This is a genomic window from Methylocystis rosea (assembly GCF_003855495.1).
In the GTDB taxonomy this organism is placed as follows: Bacteria; Pseudomonadota; Alphaproteobacteria; order Rhizobiales; family Beijerinckiaceae; genus Methylocystis; species Methylocystis rosea_A.
This window is the reverse complement of sequence record NZ_CP034086.1, coordinates 1,538,881-1,554,378: the sequence shown is the minus strand read 5'-3', so window position 1 is coordinate 1,554,378 and position 15,498 is coordinate 1,538,881. Positions and strand designations below refer to the sequence as shown.

General features: G+C 61.9%; 18 protein-coding genes, 1 tRNA gene and 1 pseudogene. 6 read left to right on the top strand and 14 right to left on the bottom strand.

The genetic code is table 11. The features are described from left to right. Window positions 1-19 precede the first annotated feature (19 nt). A complete protein-coding gene (locus EHO51_RS07555; RefSeq protein ID WP_124738373.1) occupies window positions 20-415 on the bottom strand; it encodes a hypothetical protein in 396 nt (131 codons plus the stop codon). Between the two features lie 235 nt (window positions 416-650). On the opposite strand from EHO51_RS07555, the gene rplS reads away from it, so the two are divergent. Further along, window positions 651-1,037: a 50S ribosomal protein L19 gene (gene rplS, locus EHO51_RS07550; protein ID WP_014889526.1), complete on the top strand. Its 387-nt coding sequence runs from the start codon at window positions 651-653 to the stop codon at window positions 1,035-1,037. Window positions 1,038-1,095: 58 nt separating this feature from the next. Here rplS and EHO51_RS07545 read toward each other — a convergent pair whose 3' ends face one another. Both EHO51_RS07545 and EHO51_RS07540 read right to left on the bottom strand, forming a co-directional pair. Continuing rightward, window positions 1,096-1,509 (bottom strand): VOC family protein, encoded by a 414-nt coding sequence (locus tag EHO51_RS07545; protein WP_018408142.1) that lies wholly within the window; start codon window positions 1,507-1,509, stop codon window positions 1,096-1,098. Beyond that, window positions 1,509-2,510, bottom strand: a complete 1,002-nt coding sequence (locus EHO51_RS07540; protein ID WP_124738372.1) for a small ribosomal subunit Rsm22 family protein — start codon at window positions 2,508-2,510, stop codon at window positions 1,509-1,511. The genes EHO51_RS07545 and EHO51_RS07540 overlap by 1 nt, the downstream gene beginning before the upstream one ends. A gap of 282 nt (window positions 2,511-2,792) precedes the next feature. Between EHO51_RS07540 and leuC the strand changes: the two genes are divergently transcribed. Next, complete coding sequence (gene leuC / locus EHO51_RS07535) at window positions 2,793-4,205, top strand: 3-isopropylmalate dehydratase large subunit (protein WP_124738371.1); 1,413 nt, start codon at window positions 2,793-2,795, stop codon at window positions 4,203-4,205. 57 nt (window positions 4,206-4,262) lie between these two features. On the opposite strand, the gene EHO51_RS20680 is transcribed toward leuC, so the two are convergent. Both EHO51_RS20680 and EHO51_RS07525 read right to left on the bottom strand, forming a co-directional pair. After that, the gene (locus EHO51_RS20680; protein WP_205789001.1) at window positions 4,263-4,448 is read right to left on the bottom strand and encodes a hypothetical protein; all 186 of its coding nucleotides are present in this window, start codon (window positions 4,446-4,448) and stop codon (window positions 4,263-4,265) included. A 321-nt stretch (window positions 4,449-4,769) separates the two neighbouring features. Continuing rightward, the gene (locus tag EHO51_RS07525) at window positions 4,770-5,066 is read right to left on the bottom strand and encodes a hypothetical protein (protein WP_124738370.1); all 297 of its coding nucleotides are present in this window, start codon (window positions 5,064-5,066) and stop codon (window positions 4,770-4,772) included. Between the two features lie 90 nt (window positions 5,067-5,156). Here EHO51_RS07525 and EHO51_RS07520 point away from each other — a divergent pair, with 90 nt between their 5' ends. After that, on the top strand, window positions 5,157-5,570 hold the full coding sequence (locus tag EHO51_RS07520) for a metallopeptidase family protein (protein WP_124738369.1): 414 nt from the start codon (window positions 5,157-5,159) through the stop codon (window positions 5,568-5,570). A gap of 3 nt (window positions 5,571-5,573) precedes the next feature. Here EHO51_RS07520 and EHO51_RS07515 read toward each other — a convergent pair whose 3' ends face one another. Beyond that, window positions 5,574-6,038: a peroxiredoxin family protein gene (locus tag EHO51_RS07515; RefSeq protein ID WP_124738368.1), complete on the bottom strand. Its 465-nt coding sequence runs from the start codon at window positions 6,036-6,038 to the stop codon at window positions 5,574-5,576. 61 nt (window positions 6,039-6,099) lie between these two features. Next, window positions 6,100-6,471: a hypothetical protein gene (locus EHO51_RS07510; protein ID WP_245434797.1), complete on the bottom strand. Its 372-nt coding sequence runs from the start codon at window positions 6,469-6,471 to the stop codon at window positions 6,100-6,102. Window positions 6,472-6,781: 310 nt separating this feature from the next. Here EHO51_RS07510 and EHO51_RS07505 point away from each other — a divergent pair, with 310 nt between their 5' ends. Continuing rightward, window positions 6,782-7,975: an extracellular solute-binding protein gene (locus EHO51_RS07505; protein WP_124738366.1), complete on the top strand. Its 1,194-nt coding sequence runs from the start codon at window positions 6,782-6,784 to the stop codon at window positions 7,973-7,975. A 24-nt stretch (window positions 7,976-7,999) separates the two neighbouring features. On the opposite strand, the gene EHO51_RS07500 is transcribed toward EHO51_RS07505, so the two are convergent. From EHO51_RS07500 to EHO51_RS07470, 7 genes and pseudogenes are all read right to left on the bottom strand, one after another. Beyond that, window positions 8,000-8,836 carry a hypothetical protein gene (locus EHO51_RS07500; RefSeq protein WP_124738365.1) on the bottom strand — a complete coding sequence of 279 codons (837 nt, stop codon included), beginning with the start codon at window positions 8,834-8,836 and terminating at the stop codon, window positions 8,000-8,002. A gap of 455 nt (window positions 8,837-9,291) precedes the next feature. After that, entirely contained in the window at window positions 9,292-9,585 is a 294-nt protein-coding gene (locus EHO51_RS07495; protein WP_124738364.1) for a hypothetical protein, read from the bottom strand. A 198-nt stretch (window positions 9,586-9,783) separates the two neighbouring features. Then, entirely contained in the window at window positions 9,784-10,119 is a 336-nt protein-coding gene (locus EHO51_RS07490) for a hypothetical protein (protein WP_124738363.1), read from the bottom strand. Window positions 10,120-10,321: 202 nt separating this feature from the next. Further along, a pseudogene (locus EHO51_RS20835) lies at window positions 10,322-10,515 on the bottom strand (TrbI/VirB10 family protein); the annotation flags it as partial. A 32-nt stretch (window positions 10,516-10,547) separates the two neighbouring features. Further along, a tRNA-Asn gene (locus tag EHO51_RS07480) sits at window positions 10,548-10,623 on the bottom strand. A gap of 115 nt (window positions 10,624-10,738) precedes the next feature. Continuing rightward, entirely contained in the window at window positions 10,739-11,647 is a 909-nt protein-coding gene (locus tag EHO51_RS07475; protein ID WP_018408155.1) for a sugar kinase, read from the bottom strand. An 86-nt stretch (window positions 11,648-11,733) separates the two neighbouring features. Beyond that, window positions 11,734-12,072, bottom strand: coding sequence for a HesB/IscA family protein (locus EHO51_RS07470; RefSeq protein WP_026222934.1), 339 nt, complete (start codon window positions 12,070-12,072; stop codon window positions 11,734-11,736). 187 nt (window positions 12,073-12,259) lie between these two features. On the opposite strand from EHO51_RS07470, the gene dgt reads away from it, so the two are divergent. After that, a complete protein-coding gene (gene dgt, locus EHO51_RS07465; protein WP_124740080.1) occupies window positions 12,260-13,558 on the top strand; it encodes a dGTP triphosphohydrolase in 1,299 nt (432 codons plus the stop codon). 101 nt (window positions 13,559-13,659) lie between these two features. Continuing rightward, entirely contained in the window at window positions 13,660-15,441 is a 1,782-nt protein-coding gene (argS, locus tag EHO51_RS07460) for an arginine--tRNA ligase (RefSeq protein ID WP_124738362.1), read from the top strand. Window positions 15,442-15,498: the final 57 nt, after the last annotated feature.

Below are 15,498 nucleotides of genomic sequence, written 5' to 3'. Positions count from 1 at the left end.
GGCTTCCGCTACGCGGTCTCTAGGACGAAAATCGTCCGGCGGCTTCTGGACTAGGCGCTTGCGCGGAGTTCGACCAGAAGCGCGTGCTTGCACTGAGCATTTGCTGCGCGTCGGAGAACAGGCGGCGCGTGTCCTCCGTCGTCATCTCGATATGTTTGCTCGTCCAATGCTGAAGAACCGACGCGGTCTCCGTGAACGAGCGCGATGCTGTGAGCTTTGAGGCAAGTTCCGCCGTCAACGCCGCTTCCTGCTGCATGCGCTCCATCAAGACGCGGTTGGCGTCCTGCAGACAGTCCCAGATCTCGGTTCGCGCTTCGCTGAAATCTTCCAGCCGCTGCCGTCCTTCCGCAGCAACTTCGGCCGCCGCTTCGGCGGGCTGCGCATTTTCGCTGCGCCGCTCTTCCTGATGGGTCATGTCGCGTCTCTCCCTCGTCTGAAACGCCAGCTCCCCGGGGCCAGTATATAAGACCACTTGAGGGAATGTCTGTGACGATCGCTCCTCCGCGCATTGCCGAAGCTTGACAATGTGGAGCGACCCAGGCGGCTCGACAAAGCCCCGCCGTTCGGTTATGGACCGGGACTCAACTAGAACAGCGTTCCGAAACGCTCGTCGGCCCCAAGGCTAAGACGAAACGGCAGGAGTTTTCGTTATGAACATTATCGAGCAGCTCGAGGCGGAACATGCCGCCAAGCTTATCGAGGGCAAGAAAATCCCCGAGTTTCGGCCGGGAGATACAGTGATCGTCAACGTCAAGGTGAAAGAAGGCGAGCGCGCGCGCATTCAGGCCTATGAAGGCGTCGTCATCTCCCGCCAGGGCGGCGGGCTGAACGAGAGCTTCACCGTCCGCAAGATTTCCTATGGCGAGGGCGTCGAGCGCGTCTTCCCGATCCATGGGCCGCTGATTGACTCGATCAAGCTCGTGCGCCGCGGCAAGGTGCGCCGCGCCAAGCTCTATTATCTGCGCGATCGCCGCGGCAAATCCGCCCGCATCGCCGAGCGCATCGACACCAAGCCGAAGGCGGCCGCAGGCAAATAACGACAGTTTTCGGAGAATGCCGCCGTCCGCAGCCGCCCGGTTTCGGGCGGCTTTTTTTTCAGGTCTCCAGCGGCGCGTTGAGGATCCAACGGTGGCCGAACGGGTCGCGCAAAGAGGCGTAGCGCGTCCCCCAGAAAGAATTGGTCGGGGCCGTCTCGACCTTGCCGCCAAGCTTGGTGGCGCGCGCGCAGATGTCGTCGACGTCCTGCGCCTTGTCGTATTCGAGGCTGATCGAAACGGTCACATGCTCGCCGGGCAGCGGCACGCGCGTCTGGCCAAATTCGGGAAAGATGTCGGCGAGCATCACCGAGCCGCCGTTGATTAGCAGTTCGCAGTGGGCGATGCGCAGCCCGTCTACCGACGGCATGAGGGCCCGCTGCTGGGCGCCGAAGGCGCCGGTGTAAAATGCGATGGCTGCGGCGGCGGGGCTGACGGTCAGATAGGGCGCGACCCTCGGACGTGGCTGTTTCATCAAATTTCCTCCGCCGGGGCGCGCAGCGGATCGCCCCAGTCTTTTTTCCTGATCTTTTCGTAGCGCGCCTTGTCGCGCTTGGGAATGAATGTCTCTTCGAATGCTTTATCGGCGCAGAGCGTTAGGGAAATTCCCACCTTGCTGACGCGCGGCGGGGCGATCACCCGCGCCCATGGCGGCGTTCCGGCCGACCGCCCTGCGGCGAGATAAGCGAACTTCTCGTCCTCGAAGGGCGCGTCGGCGCCTTTGACCAATTTGTGCGCGCGCCGCCGTGGCAGCCTGACCGAGAAATGACACCAGTCGTTCGCCGGCAAAGGGCAGGGCGCCTGGTGCGGACAGGGCGCGAGAATAGTCGCCCCGAGCGCGATCAGTCGGCTGCGGACGATCATGAGCCGGGCATGGTCGCGAGGCGTGCCCGGCTCGACGATGACAAGCGCGCCGCTTGTGCGCGACCAAAGCCGATCGACGACGGCGGCGAGGTCGGCTTCCGCGATTTCAGTAAGCGCGTAGCCGACGACGACGAGGTCGAACGAGGCGGCGTCCTCGCCCGCCCCTGGCGTGGCCATATCGGCGTGCGTCGCCTCGATCGTCGCGCGAAGTCCGCTCTCCTGCGCCAGCGCCGCCGCGAGGTTCAGGAACAGCGCGCTACGGTCAAGGAGCGTGATCTCGGCGATGCTCGGCCACACGGTAGCGGCGGCGCAGGAGGCCGCGCCAAGGCCGCACCCGACGTCGAGCATCCGCTTCGGGGCGAATTCGGGGCTCTGCTCGTCCAGCCGTCCGAGCGCCGTCACGATTGCGGCGTAGGTCGCGGGCATGCGCGTCGCCGCATAGGCCAGGGCGTCCGTCTCGTCACGAATGGTTTCGCTGGTCGGCCTATGGGCTCGATAGCGCTCCGACAGCTGTCGGGCCCTGTCGCGCAGCGCCCTATGCGAGAGGCCCTCAAGCCGCGCCTCGATGGCCGCCGAAAGCGGCGCAGGAAGCTCTGGGGAGGGCAGGCTCATCGCGTATCGGCTCGGGCAGGGCCGCGTATTGAACTCTCTTCCATGCAGCTTGCGTTACGGGTAGAAGAGCCTCAATTCAAGGGAGACGAGTTAAGAGGCGGCCAATTGCAGTCGGCCTCATGCCGAGGAAGAGCGGAGATCTGTCTCCAAGCACGACCTCCAAGCACGAGGGCGCCGCCCGTGATGTCCTTGTCCTTCGAGACGCGGCCTGTGGCCGCTCCTCAGGATGAGGAAATCAGTCAGCGAGCCGGATCGCGAGAAGCCAGCAAGAGGAAGAGATAAATGTCCAAAGCCGCGCCCCGCACCGTTTACGACAAGATCTGGGACGACCATGTCGTCGACCACAAGGATGATGGCGCGTCTTTGCTCTATATCGATCGCCACCTCGTGCATGAGGTGACGAGTCCGCAGGCGTTCGAAGGCTTGCGCATGACGGGCCGGTCGGTGCGCGCCCCGCAACGGACGCTCGCCGTCGTCGATCATAATGTGCCGACGACCGATCGCTCTTTGCCGATTGAAGACGCCGAGAGCAGGGCGCAGGTGGAACAGCTTGCGCTCAACGCGCGCGAGTTCGGCGTCGAATATTACGACGAGCACGACCTACGCCAGGGCGTCGTGCATATCGTCGGCCCGGAGCAAGGCTTCACGCTCCCCGGCATGACGATCGTCTGCGGCGACAGTCATACCTCGACTCACGGGGCCTTTGGCGCGCTCGCGCATGGCATCGGCACGTCGGAAGTCGAGCATGTGCTCGCAACGCAAACGCTGATCCAGAATAAGGCGGCCAATATGCTGGTGCAGGTCGACGGCAAGCTCGCCGACGGCGCCACCGCGAAAGACATCATCCTCGCGATCATCGGCAAGATCGGCACGGCTGGCGGCACCGGACACGTCATCGAATATGCTGGCGAGGCGATCCGCGATCTCTCGATGGAAGGCCGTATGACGGTCTGCAACATGTCCATCGAAGGCGGCGCCCGCGCTGGGCTCATTGCGCCGGACGAGAAGACTTTCGCCTATCTGAAGGATCGCCCAAAAGGTCCAAAGGGCGAAGCGTTCGACATGGCCCGCAAATATTGGGAGACGCTGTACACGGACGAAGGCGCGCATTTCGATAAGATCGTCAGGCTCGACGCCAGCAATCTGCCGCCGATTGTGACCTGGGGCACCTCGCCTGAAGACGTCGCGACGATCGACGGATTCGTGCCTACCCCCGACAGCGCGAAGACGCCGCAAAAGCGCGCCGCCATCGAACGTGCGCTCGACTATATGGGTCTGAGGGGCGGCGAACGCATCACCGACATCGAGATCGACCGTGTGTTCATCGGCTCTTGCACCAACGGCCGTATCGAAGATTTGCGTGCGGCGGCGAAGATGGTGGAGGGAAAGAGCGTCGCCGAACGCATCAACGCGATGGTTGTGCCGGGATCGGGTCTCGTAAAGGCGCAGGCGGAAGCGGAGGGTCTCGACAAGATCTTTACCGCCGCCGGCTTCGAATGGCGGGAGCCGGGCTGCTCCATGTGTTTGGCGATGAATCCCGACCGTTTAGCGCCGGGCGAGCGCTGCGCCTCGACGTCCAATCGCAATTTCGAGGGGCGACAGGGCTTCAAGGGCCGAACCCACCTCGTCTCTCCGGCGATGGCGGCCGCAGCCGCGGTCGCTGGACGCCTGGTTGACGTGCGCAACTGGCGATAACTACGAAGGCGCCGGCAACTTGGCTGCTGGCGCCTTGGTTCCAACTGCGCAACAACGTCATTCGTTGTCGGTGTCGTCCGGAATGTTATTGTCCAAGTTCGGGTCGCTCAAGTTCGGATCGCTACGCCATTCGTCGTCGCTCCAGGGACGCGTGTCGCGCCACATGCGATCGCCGCCGCCACGACCCCAATAGTCGCCCCGCTGGTCTCGCGCGTCCTGATCACGGTCTTCGGCTATCTGCATAAGACCATGGTCGGCCTGGGTGAGGCGCACAGGAGATAACGCGCAAGCTAAAACTTCGGACTGCGTTAGTCCAAAAGCGCCAATTGCAAACGCCGCGATCAACAGCCTGTTCATGAGTTCTCCTCCTCATATGTCTTGCCTGAACATTGCAGGGCGCTGAATGTTCCTGTATCGCCGCGCGGGCCCGCGGTGGCGCCGCGGCTGACGATGATGGGACAGCGAGGAACGGCTGGCGCAACAGTTGGATGCTTGCGCAATAAAAAGAGCGCCCGGGATTGCGGGCGCCCTAATTCATGGGGTTCTACCTCGCGACGCTATCGCTTAGTCCCGGTCGCGCCCGCGATGATCGTTGTCCCAGTCGCGCTTGGGCCCGCCGCGCCATTTATCGTTGCGCCAAGAACGGTTTTCACGGCCCCAAAAGCCGCGACGATTGTTATCCCAGCCGCGATGATAACCGCGGTTCTCCTTCCAATTTCCGTCACGATCGCGCGCGTTCTGCACGAGGCCGTCATCGGTCTGGATCACGCCCGTCGCATTAGAAGCGGCGGGCGCCGACACGGCGGATTGCGCAAACCCGAAAGCGCCAAGCGCAAGCGCCGCTATCAACAGCTTATTCATGAGTGAGCTCCTATGATGGTGATCCTGCCTAACACCGCGTGGCGCCGATTGTTCCTAGCGGTCGCGGCATACGCCTGCGATGATCTGACGATGACTGAACAGGATTGGACTCGGTTAAGAGCGCCGACGCTTGGCGACATGGAAGCGCTGGCGGATGCGGCATACGCTGCTCTGCCGACAAGCTTCACGCGCCTGTGCGAAGGTCTCGTCATCCGCGTCGAGGATTTTCCTGACGAGGAAACACTCGACGACATGCAGTGCGAAAGCGAATTCGATCTTCTGGGCCTGTTTCGCGGGCGCGGCCTCACGCAGGGGGCGCATCTCTCAGAGACGGGCGAACAGCCGAATATGATCTGGCTCTATCGACGACCGATGCTCGACTATTGGGCCGATAGCGAAGACACGCTTGGAGCGATCGTCACCCATGTGCTCGTGCATGAGATCGGCCATCATTTCGGATTGACCGACGCCGATATGGAGGAGATTGAACGGCGCGCCGAATAAGATTCAGGGCGCGCGTTCCGCGAGCAGCGTTCCGATGATGGCGCCAAGCGCCATGTCGTCTTCCTGTCCAAAGCCATGATGGCGAATGCGCCCGTCGCGGCCGATCAGGATCGCGGTCGGCGTTCCGCGCATTTCATAGCGCGCCATGGTGACGGGAATCGGCCCGCTCTCTGCCGCTTGGTCGACGCCGATCGGAAATGTCAGCCGATATTCATGGATGAAGGCTTCGAGCGACACGGGCGTCATCGCCGCGTGATGTTCGAACACCGTGTGCAGGCCGATGACGGCGAGGCCGGAGTCGCGGAACAGCACATGCGCGCGCTGCGCTTGCGGCGTGCCATGCGCCACGCAACCGGGACACAGTATTTGAAAGGCGTGCAGCATGACCACGCGCCCGCGGAGCGCCGCGAGTGTGATCGGCGTCGGCGTATTGAACCAGCGCGACACGGCAAGTTCCGGCGCCTGCATTCATGCCTCCTTTGCGCGCTCGCTTTTCAAATAGAGCGCTTCTCGCGAAGTGATATGACAATCACGTCCGCCGATCGTCATCCAGGTCTCTTCCGATTTCGCTTTGGCGTTCGAAAGCTTCTTTTTCGAACGGAATATTGCGGTAGGCGGCGTCGTGATTGCGTAAGCGCCAAAGGTTCGAAAGATAGTCGCGGAAATAGATCAGATAGAAACGCGCGATTCCGTGCCGATCGATCTGCTCTTGGTGAATCAGTTCATGCCGAAAGAGCGTCTGTGAAACCTCAGACTCGTCGCCCTTAAAGAGGATCGTGCGTCCAACCACCATCCCACGATAATTGCGCACGAAGGGGAGTCTGAAAACCCAATGACGATAGCGCACGCGGAGCGGCCGACGCGGCCAGCGTTTTTCGGATGAAATTTCGCGCGATCGCATGAGCGCGCTCTCCTCAATTCGGGCATCAATCTCGGCTGGCGAGTTGATGTCAGTCTCGTCCTTTCGGGTCAAGCGTTCGGCCTTATTCGCCGAGTCGCCCGCCCGCGCGATCGTCCGACACCTGAATACGCAACCCTACAAGCGCGCGGCATGATCGCTCAGGACACGGCGGCAGGGTCGCCGTCCGCGCTTTAGCTCGCACGCCGTGGATATTCCGTTTGCGCATTGCCGCGATTGCCGAGGCGCATAGATATTTGCTTTCAAGGCCCCCGCCATGGGGTTCTCGACAGAGAGATCAGAGCGTTCCTCAATGAGTCCCACAAGCGTCCTTAGGGTCGCGCTCAGCAGCGTCGCGTTGGCGTTCTCCTGCTGCGTCCTTCCTGCAGTCAGCCAAGAAAGGATCGTCAATGTTTTGGGCTGGGGCGACTACGTCGATCCTCGTGTGCTGACAGATTTCACCAGGACGACCGGCATCGAGGTGACATACGAAAGCTACAGTTCGGACGAGAGCTTAGAAACAGCGCTTCAGCCTGGGAGCCGCGCTTTTGACGTCGTGATCGTTTCGAGCAGTGTGTTGCGAAAGCAGATCGCCAGGGGCCTCTATCAGAAGCTCGACAAGAGCAAGATTCCAAACGCCGTCAATCTTTGGCCAGAGATTATGGAGCGCCTTGCCACCTATGACCCCGGGAACGAACACGCCGTCAATTATGCCTGGTTTGCGATGGGGATCGCCTACGACGTAGTCAAGGCCAGGGAACTCATGGGCAAGGCCTCGCCGTCGGCGGATTTCTCGTTTGACTCATGGGGCTTACTTTTCCAGCAGAAAAATTTGAAGAAATTGTCGTCCTGCGGGGTCGGAATCTTGGACAGTCCTGAGGATTTATCGTCAGCTGCGCTGCAATATCTGTGGTCGAACTGGCGACTTTCGCCGGGTTTGGATCGACGCACGGACGGCATGCGCGCCGCCGAGCTTTTGACCGCCGTAAGGCGCGACAGTAAACGCCTCGACTCTCGCGACTATGTCAACGCGCTGGTCAACGGCGACGTCTGCGTCGCGGTCGGCTTTTCCCTGGATAGTCTGCGCGCCCGCTACACAGCCGGCATGGTGGAGGAATTCGTCGAGATCGAGTTTTTCATCCCCCAGGAGGGCGCGCCTATTCGGCTAGACAATCTCGTCATACCGAAGGACGCTCCTCATGTCGAAGAAGCATACAAATTCATCGACTTTCTTCTGCAGCCCGAAATCGCAGCCCGCAATACGAATTTCATTGGCGTCGCCAACGGCGTCCTCGCCTCGAAATCCTTGGTCGATGGGAGCATCTCAAGGAACAAGTCGATATACCCGGACGCCGCCATGATGAAGCGTCTGGTCGCTCCTCCACTCGACGACGGCGCGCCAACGACCGGACAGACGATCAGTCGCGAAGGAACGCCGATCGGAAGAGCTACGTGGTGGGGACTAGGCCGGCGTGTCCCCAAGCCGGCCAAGTCGTCTAACTTCTAAAAGCCAACTGCGGGGCGTGGTTGCCTATTGGCCTCCACTGATAGGTTTTTCAGCGCGCTCGGCGGTTGCCGGAACCGATGTCGTGAGACACATCGTTGGACGAAGCTTTTCGATCGTTACGATGGCCTTCTGCGAGGCCTGCATTTTCTCGTTGAGATCGAAAATCTGTTGTCTTGTGGCGGCGACATCCTTCAAGTCAGCCTCAAGCGTGTCGTTCATCGACTTCAATATGTCCGCCGAGTGGGGCATGTCGCCCAGATTCACCTGTTTCAGGTTCTGTTCGACTTTCATGGCGCAGCTGATGCGCCGGTCGTATTCGATCCTCAAGTCCTTAAATCTCGCGGCGAAAGTGCCCGCCTTTGTCAAATCAGCCGAAAGCGCGTCGGGCCTGATGCGACAGATCGCATCGACATTGCCGACCGCGAGATATTTGGCCTCAACGATGTGTCCGTACTCGTTGTTGAGCTTTTTGGCTTCATCCAAGAGCGTATTAAGGCTGCAAACGAATTGCTCGCGCCCGCGATAGCAGCTGTCCAATCTGATCGCGCCCTTGGCGCCTGGCAACGTTAAGCTTGCCGTTCCATTCGAGTCGCAGGCGGCCAGCGCCGCCGCCAGAGCCCCGCTGTTGCTTGCGGAGTTCAATTCTTCCGGAGCTTCATCCTGAAGTCGATCTTCCGAACGGCGGCCGCCGTGATGGCGATATTCGCGCCGAGCGATCTGTTGCGGCTCATAGGCCGGTTCCAAAGCCCAAGCGGCGCTTGGCCCGCGTCCGACGGACGAGGGGCCGATCAGCACAAGGAGCGCGGTTCCTGCGACGAGCTGCGCCGCCCCTAGAGTTTTTCTGTTCAGAATGGCCATCATCGGGCCCTCTCGGATTTTCCATGCCCGACGAACGCAGGCTCAATACTGCAAACATCGTCTTGCTCCAGCAAATGGCAACACTTCGCGCTTGCGCGAACAAATTGATGCGCCGTCAAAGGATGTGCTTGCTGTCCGACCACCGCATCCAAAACAGTTGCCGCCGCCAACTCCCGATGGACGAAAGCGCGAGGGGCTCGCTGAAATTAGCCCGCGCGGCTCGATCGCTTGGGAAGAGCGCGAAGCCACGACGCCGGGCAGGCGTTCGCCTTCGAAAATTGAAGTTTTGAAAGCGGCTCTGCTGTCCGCCGGGCGCCAGGCCTGCGCATCAGGACCGAGTCCTACGGATGCGCAGGGCAGAGCCTAGGGCGGGGACGCCATTCGCGTCACGCCGCGCCTAACCGCCGAGGCGGATTTCCTGCATCGAACAGGCGGAGCTGAGAACCCCGCCGCCCGATTCAAAAGTGATGGTGATGATGATGGTGAAGATTATGATGATGGTGGTGATGATGATGGACGACAGCAGCCGATCTCGCCATCGCGGGAGCCGGTGAAGGGGCGACAGGCATAGCCGTAGTCTTTCCGGTCACGTTGTTGAGCACATTCGTAACTGCCAGTCCCGCCTCGGCTCCCACGCGATTCACTCCAGAGGCAAGCTCTGAAATAGGATTTTGGGCTCTCGCTGCTTGAGCAGTGAAAGCAAAGCCGACCATCAGGCCAAATACCAACCCCGCGTTCTTAAAGCACGCCATGCGAACCTCCCTGTTTCTCTCTGCAAAAGGGTCCTCATCAATAGTTGGCGGCCGCGGCCGAGCCAATGCCTTTGCGCCGGCGACGACCGAGTTTTTTTAGGGTCCGGCGTCATTCGCCGACCGCCGGCGAGCGGATTCAGGAAGCGGAAGCACGGCGACGCATGAGAGAGGTGAGAATCCCTACCTTCTCACGCTAGCTCACGCTTCCGCCGAACGTGATGGCACAAGCTGACAGGGGACCGAAATGACCCGCCGGACGCCCTCGCCCTCGCCATGAATTTTTCCGCTGGCGGGGACAGGCGCCTCCGCGGAAGGAGCCTTGTTTCCGTCATCACTCGACCAGGCCTCGATCAGGTTCTCTCCGTCGTAAAGTTCGACCCGGTGATTGTCAGTGGAATTTTTATAGCGCGCCACAACGCCGCCGAAATTGCTGAGCGCCCGGCTGGCGTCGCGATCTCGTAGCGTTCCGAGTTGCTTCTCGCCCTTCCAGATGACGATGTTGAAACGTGGTTCGCTCAATCGATTGGCATTCATTTTTGCAGCCCCGATTTCGAATCGCCTGTGTTCATGCTTGCATAATTCGCGCAGCTTAAATTCACTCGATCGTGTTCAAAAACCCCTCCGAAGGCAGAGGCAAGCTCTTTTTTGCGGAACTCAGGTGCTAAATAATTTTAGTGAAACCAATGTCTTGGCAAAACTCGGCCTAAACGAGTGACATGATTTCGGTAGCGACTGCTTGCGGGATCAGCAGAAATTTCCGGGTTGGCGTCATCGACGGTTTCGGTCACTTGTGCGCTATCTGCCGGGAAGATCGGAACGTATGTCAGAGACGAGGGCCGCCGGAATGACGGCGCCGGCTTGCAGCACATAGCGGGAGGCGGGGCTCTGGAGCCGATCGGAGTTCACCGTTCGACGGTCGGCCGCAGCATTTTACGCACGGCGTTCGCAGTTTCGTTCCGAGATGGCTCCCCGAGTAGGACTCGAACCTACGACCTAGCGATTAACAGTCGCGTGCTCTACCAGCTGAGCTATCGGGGAATGCGGTCCCGCGTATACAAGGCGGGCGGCGATTTGCCAAGCCCGCCGAGGCCAACGCGTCGTGCATAAGTGTCGGCGTCGTTCGGGCGGCTTTGGGTCGCCGCGACGGATGTGCTCAAACCGGGCTGAGCGCGTCCGCCGGCGCAAAGGCCGCGAGCGCCGCCGCGACGTCGTCGGGCGAGGGCAGCCCCGCCTCATTGCCGAGATGCTGAATTTTATGCGCCGACGCCGCGCGGGCGAATTCAAAGTGTTCTCGCCAGGGGGCGTCCGGCCGCTCGAGATAGGAGGCGCAATAGGCGCCGTGAAAGACGTCGCCGGCGCCGGACGTGTCGACGATGAGTTCGTGCGGCACGGCGAGCGAGGCCATCTGCGAAATCTCGCCGTCCTCGTCATACCACAACATGCCCTTTTCGCCGGTCGTCACCCCGCCGATCCGGCAGCCCTTGGATTTCAGCCAGCCAAGCATGTCGAGCTCCGACAAGGACATTTGCTCGCAGAGTTTTTCGGCCACCACCGCGACGTCGACGTAACCGGTCAGCTCCTCGATGCAGGGTCGCAGCGCGCCGCCGTCAAGCGAGACGAGAGCGCCGCGCGCCCGAGCCCCCTTCGCGTAATGGAGCGCGGCGTCGGCCATATGCCCATCGATATGGAGAAGTCGCGTCTCCGAAATGTCGAGGCGCGGAACGCCCTGCAGATAAGTGTCGTCGCGCGCGCGCAAAATCGCCCGCTTGCCGTCATTGGGCCAGACGAACGACAGCGACGAGCGCGCCACCCGTCGCGGATGGACATCGATCCCGTAAGTATGGGCCATGTCCATGAACATGTGGCCGAGCCAGTCGGGCGCGAGCGTGGTCAAGAGATCGACGGGATGGCCGAGCTTGGCGCAGGCGAAGCCGGCCGTAACGGCGTTGCCGCCGAAACTCACCGCATAGTCGCGCGCTAACGCCTTCTGGTCGCCCGAGGGCATGCGCTCGGCGCGCATGGTGACGTCGATATAGGCGTGGCCAATGAAGAGAGCGTCCAAGGCTGAAACTCCCAAGGTGGCGCCGAGCGGTCGCCGCAAAATGATCCCGCAGCAGCGTGACGCACGCTTGCAACGGGTCTGTGGCGTCAGACTGAAAAGCTGGTGCCGCAGCCGCAGGAGGAGACGGCGTTGGGATTAACGACACGGAAGGACTGTCCCATCAGATCGTCGACAAAGTCGATGCTGGCGCCAGCGAGAAAGCCAATGGACGCGGGGTCGATCGCGACCCGGGCGCCGGCGTGCTCAAGGAGCGCGTCCTCCGCGCCCGGGGCGGAGTCCACCGCGAAATGATACTGGAAGCCGGAGCAGCCGCCGCCCTCGACTGAAACGCGAAACACCGCGCCGGGCGATTCATTGGCGAGAATCGCGTGTATGCGCCGCGCCGCTTGATCGGTGAGCGCGATATCGCTTGCCGCCGTCGTCATCCGTTTCTCCGTCACTTGCCTGCGCGGGCCGTCGCGAGTTACTGCGGGCGGACGCCCGATCGAAAGAAACTCGCCCGAAATTTTAATTTCGGCATATCCCATTCTACGGCGGCCCGGCCGTTTGCGGGATATGCTCTCTGCTGCAAGATAGGTCCAAACCTGAGGCGTTTCAATGAAAGGCGCGCATATGGCGGTTCGTGGCCCTCTTGCGGCATACGCCAGCGACGCCGCGCGCTCGCGCGGCCGGCTCTATGCAGAGGCGCCATCGCCCACGCGGAGCGAATTTCAGCGCGATCGCGACCGAATCATCCACTGCACCGCCTTTCGCCGGCTCGCGCACAAGACGCAGGTCTTCGTGCCGCTCGACGGCGATCATTTTCGCACCCGCCTCACCCATACGATCGAGGTCGGGCAGATCGCGCGCGCGCTCGCCCGGGCCCTGCGCTGCGACGAGGATCTGGCGGAGGCCGTGGCGCTCGCCCATGACCTCGGCCATACGCCGTTCGGCCACGCGGGCGAGGGCGCGCTCGAGGCCTGCATGGCGCCCTTTGGCGGGTTTGATCACAACGCTCAGGCGCTGCGCGTCGTGACGCTGCTCGAGCGCCGTTACGCGCGCTACGACGGTCTCGATCTGACCTGGGAGACGCTGGAAGGCATCGTCAAGCACAATGGGCCGCTCTTGAAGCGCGATGCAGATCCCGATCTGCTTCTCCCTCATCCTGAGGAGCGGGCGAAGCCCGCGTCTCGAAGGACGAGGGAAAGTAGCCATTCAGGCGCTCCTCAGGATGAGGAGGCGATTGCCGGCGCGGCAAAAGATCGTCCACTGTCGCGCTATATCGCGGCCTTCGACGCCATCTTTCCGCTCGATCTCGCGACCTTCGCCAGCGTCGAGGCGCAGGCCGCGGCTCAGGCCGACGATATCGCCTATATCGGCCATGACATCGACGACGGCCTGCGCGCCGAACTGTTTTCGCTCGATGACATCGCCCGCACGCCCTTCATTGCAGGGGTGCTCGCGCATGTCCGCGACGAACATCCCGGCCTCGAGCGGCCGCGCGTCATTCATGAGCTGGTGCGCCGCGTCATCACCGCCTTCGTCGAGGACGCGATCGGCGAATCGCTGCGGCGTCTGGCGCGCGTTTCGCCGGCGAGCGCCGATGAAGCGCGGCGGGCGGGCGAAGCCGTCGTCCGTCTCTCGCCGCCGATGGCCGAAGCCGAGCGCGACATCAAAGCCTTCCTCTTCGCCAACATGTATCGGCACGAGAAGGTCTTGGGCGTCTGGGAGCGCGCGCGCGATGCGATTTCTCGGCTCTTTCCGGCTTTTTTTGAGAACCCGGAGCTGATGCCGGCCGAATGGGCGGCGCAGGCGCTGGAGGACGCCGACCGTGCTGTGGTGGTGGCCGATTATATCGCCGGCATGACCGACCGCTACGCGCTGAACGAAGTGAAGCGGGTGTTTGGCGGTGAAGCCGCTGGTCGATCGTAAGACCTGCCGCAGGACGGCATGTCGTCTGTCGAGCCTGCGGAAGGGGTGATTTCCCTGGCCCAAGCTGTTAAACGGGCGGCCGACCTTGCCCACGGACCTCCATGAACATTTTCGACGACTTTCACGCCCGCATCGCCGCCATTCTCGATCGCATCGCCGCCGACGGCCGTTTGCCGAAGCTCGATCACGCGCGCTTCGTCGTCGAGCCGCCCAAGGACGCGACGCTGGGCGATCTCGCGTCGAACGCCGCCATGGTCTTCGCCAAGGAGGCGAAGCCGCATTTCGCCTCGCCGCGCGAATTGGCGGTCGAAATCGGCTACGCCCTTGCGCAATCGCAGGACGTCGCCGCGACCGAGGTCGCCGGGCCGGGTTTCATCAATATCCGCTTGAAGCCCGAGATGTTCACTCAGGTTCTTCGCGCCGTGTTGCGCGATCCGCAGAATTTCGGTCGCGTCGCCAAGAGCCGGTCAAGCGCTCTGCAGGGCAAGGTGAATGTCGAATATGTCTCGGCCAACCCGACGGGGCCGATGCATGTCGGCCACGGCCGGGGCGCCGTCTTCGGCGACGCGCTCGCAAATCTCCTAGCCTTTTCGGGCTGCGCGGTGACGCGCGAATATTACATCAATGACGCCGGCGCCCAGGTCGACGTCCTGGCGCGCTCCGTTTTTCTGCGCTACCGCGAGGCCCTGGGCGAGGCGATCACGATCCCCGAGGGGCTCTACCCGGGCGACTATCTGAAACCCGTCGGCGAGGCGCTCGCCAAAGCGCATGGCGACTCGCTCGCCGGCGCGGCGGAGAGCGAGTGGCTGCCAGTCCTTCGCGCCGCCGCCATCGACGCGATGATGGAGTTGATCCGCGGCGATCTCGCCGCCTTGAACATCACGCATGAGACGTTCTTCTCCGAACGGTCCTTGCATGCGAAAAAGGACGGCGTCTCGGCGATCGACGCCGCCATCGACTGGCTTCGAGCCAAAGGCCTCGTCTATGAAGGCCGCTTGCCCCCGCCGAAAGGGCAATTGCCCGACGACTGGGAGGATCGCGAGCAGACGCTGTTCAGATCGATGCTCTTTGGCGACGATGTCGACCGCGCCTTGAAGAAATCCGACGGCTCTCCGACCTATTTCGCGGCCGATATCGCCTATCACAAGGACAAGATCGATCGCGGATTCGACACGCTTGTCGACGTCTGGGGCGCCGATCACGGCGGCTATGTCAAACGCATGTCGGCGGCCGTCGCCGCGCTCTCCGACAAGCGGGTTACGCTCGACGTCAAGCTTTGCCAGCTCGTCAAGCTGATGCGCGCCGGCGAACCGGTCAAAATGTCGAAGCGGGCCGGGGACTTCGTCACTTTGCGGGAGGTCGTCGACGAGGTCGGCGTCGACGCCGTGCGATTCATGATGCTCTATCGCAAGAATGACGCGCCGCTCGACTTCGACCTCGCCAAGGTCATCGAGCAATCGAAGGACAATCCGGTCTTTTACGTCCAATACGCCCATGCGCGGGGAAAGTCGGCGCTGCGCCAGGCGCTCGCCGCTTTTCCCGATATTGACGTCTCGGCCGAAAGCCTAGCCGAGGCGGATCTGGCGCTTTTGGCGGACGAGGGCGAACTTGCTTTGGCCAAGATGATCGCTCAGTATCCGCGGGTGATTGAGGCGGCGGCGGCGGCGCATGAGCCCCACCGGGTGGCCTTTTATCTGCACGAACTGTCGAGCGTGTTCCATTCGCATTGGAATCGCGGCAAAGATCAGCCGCAATTACGGTTTGTTAAGTCTGAAGAGAGAGAGTTAACCATCGCTCGGGTTGCGTTGGTTAGCTCTTTAACGATCGTCCTGGGGTCAGGCTTGAGGCTGCTCGGCGTGAGCGCCCCCGACGAGATGCGCTAATCGACGCCTTGAGCGACAACGGCCAGGCGTAGGACGCGCTTATCAATTTGCTTCGCG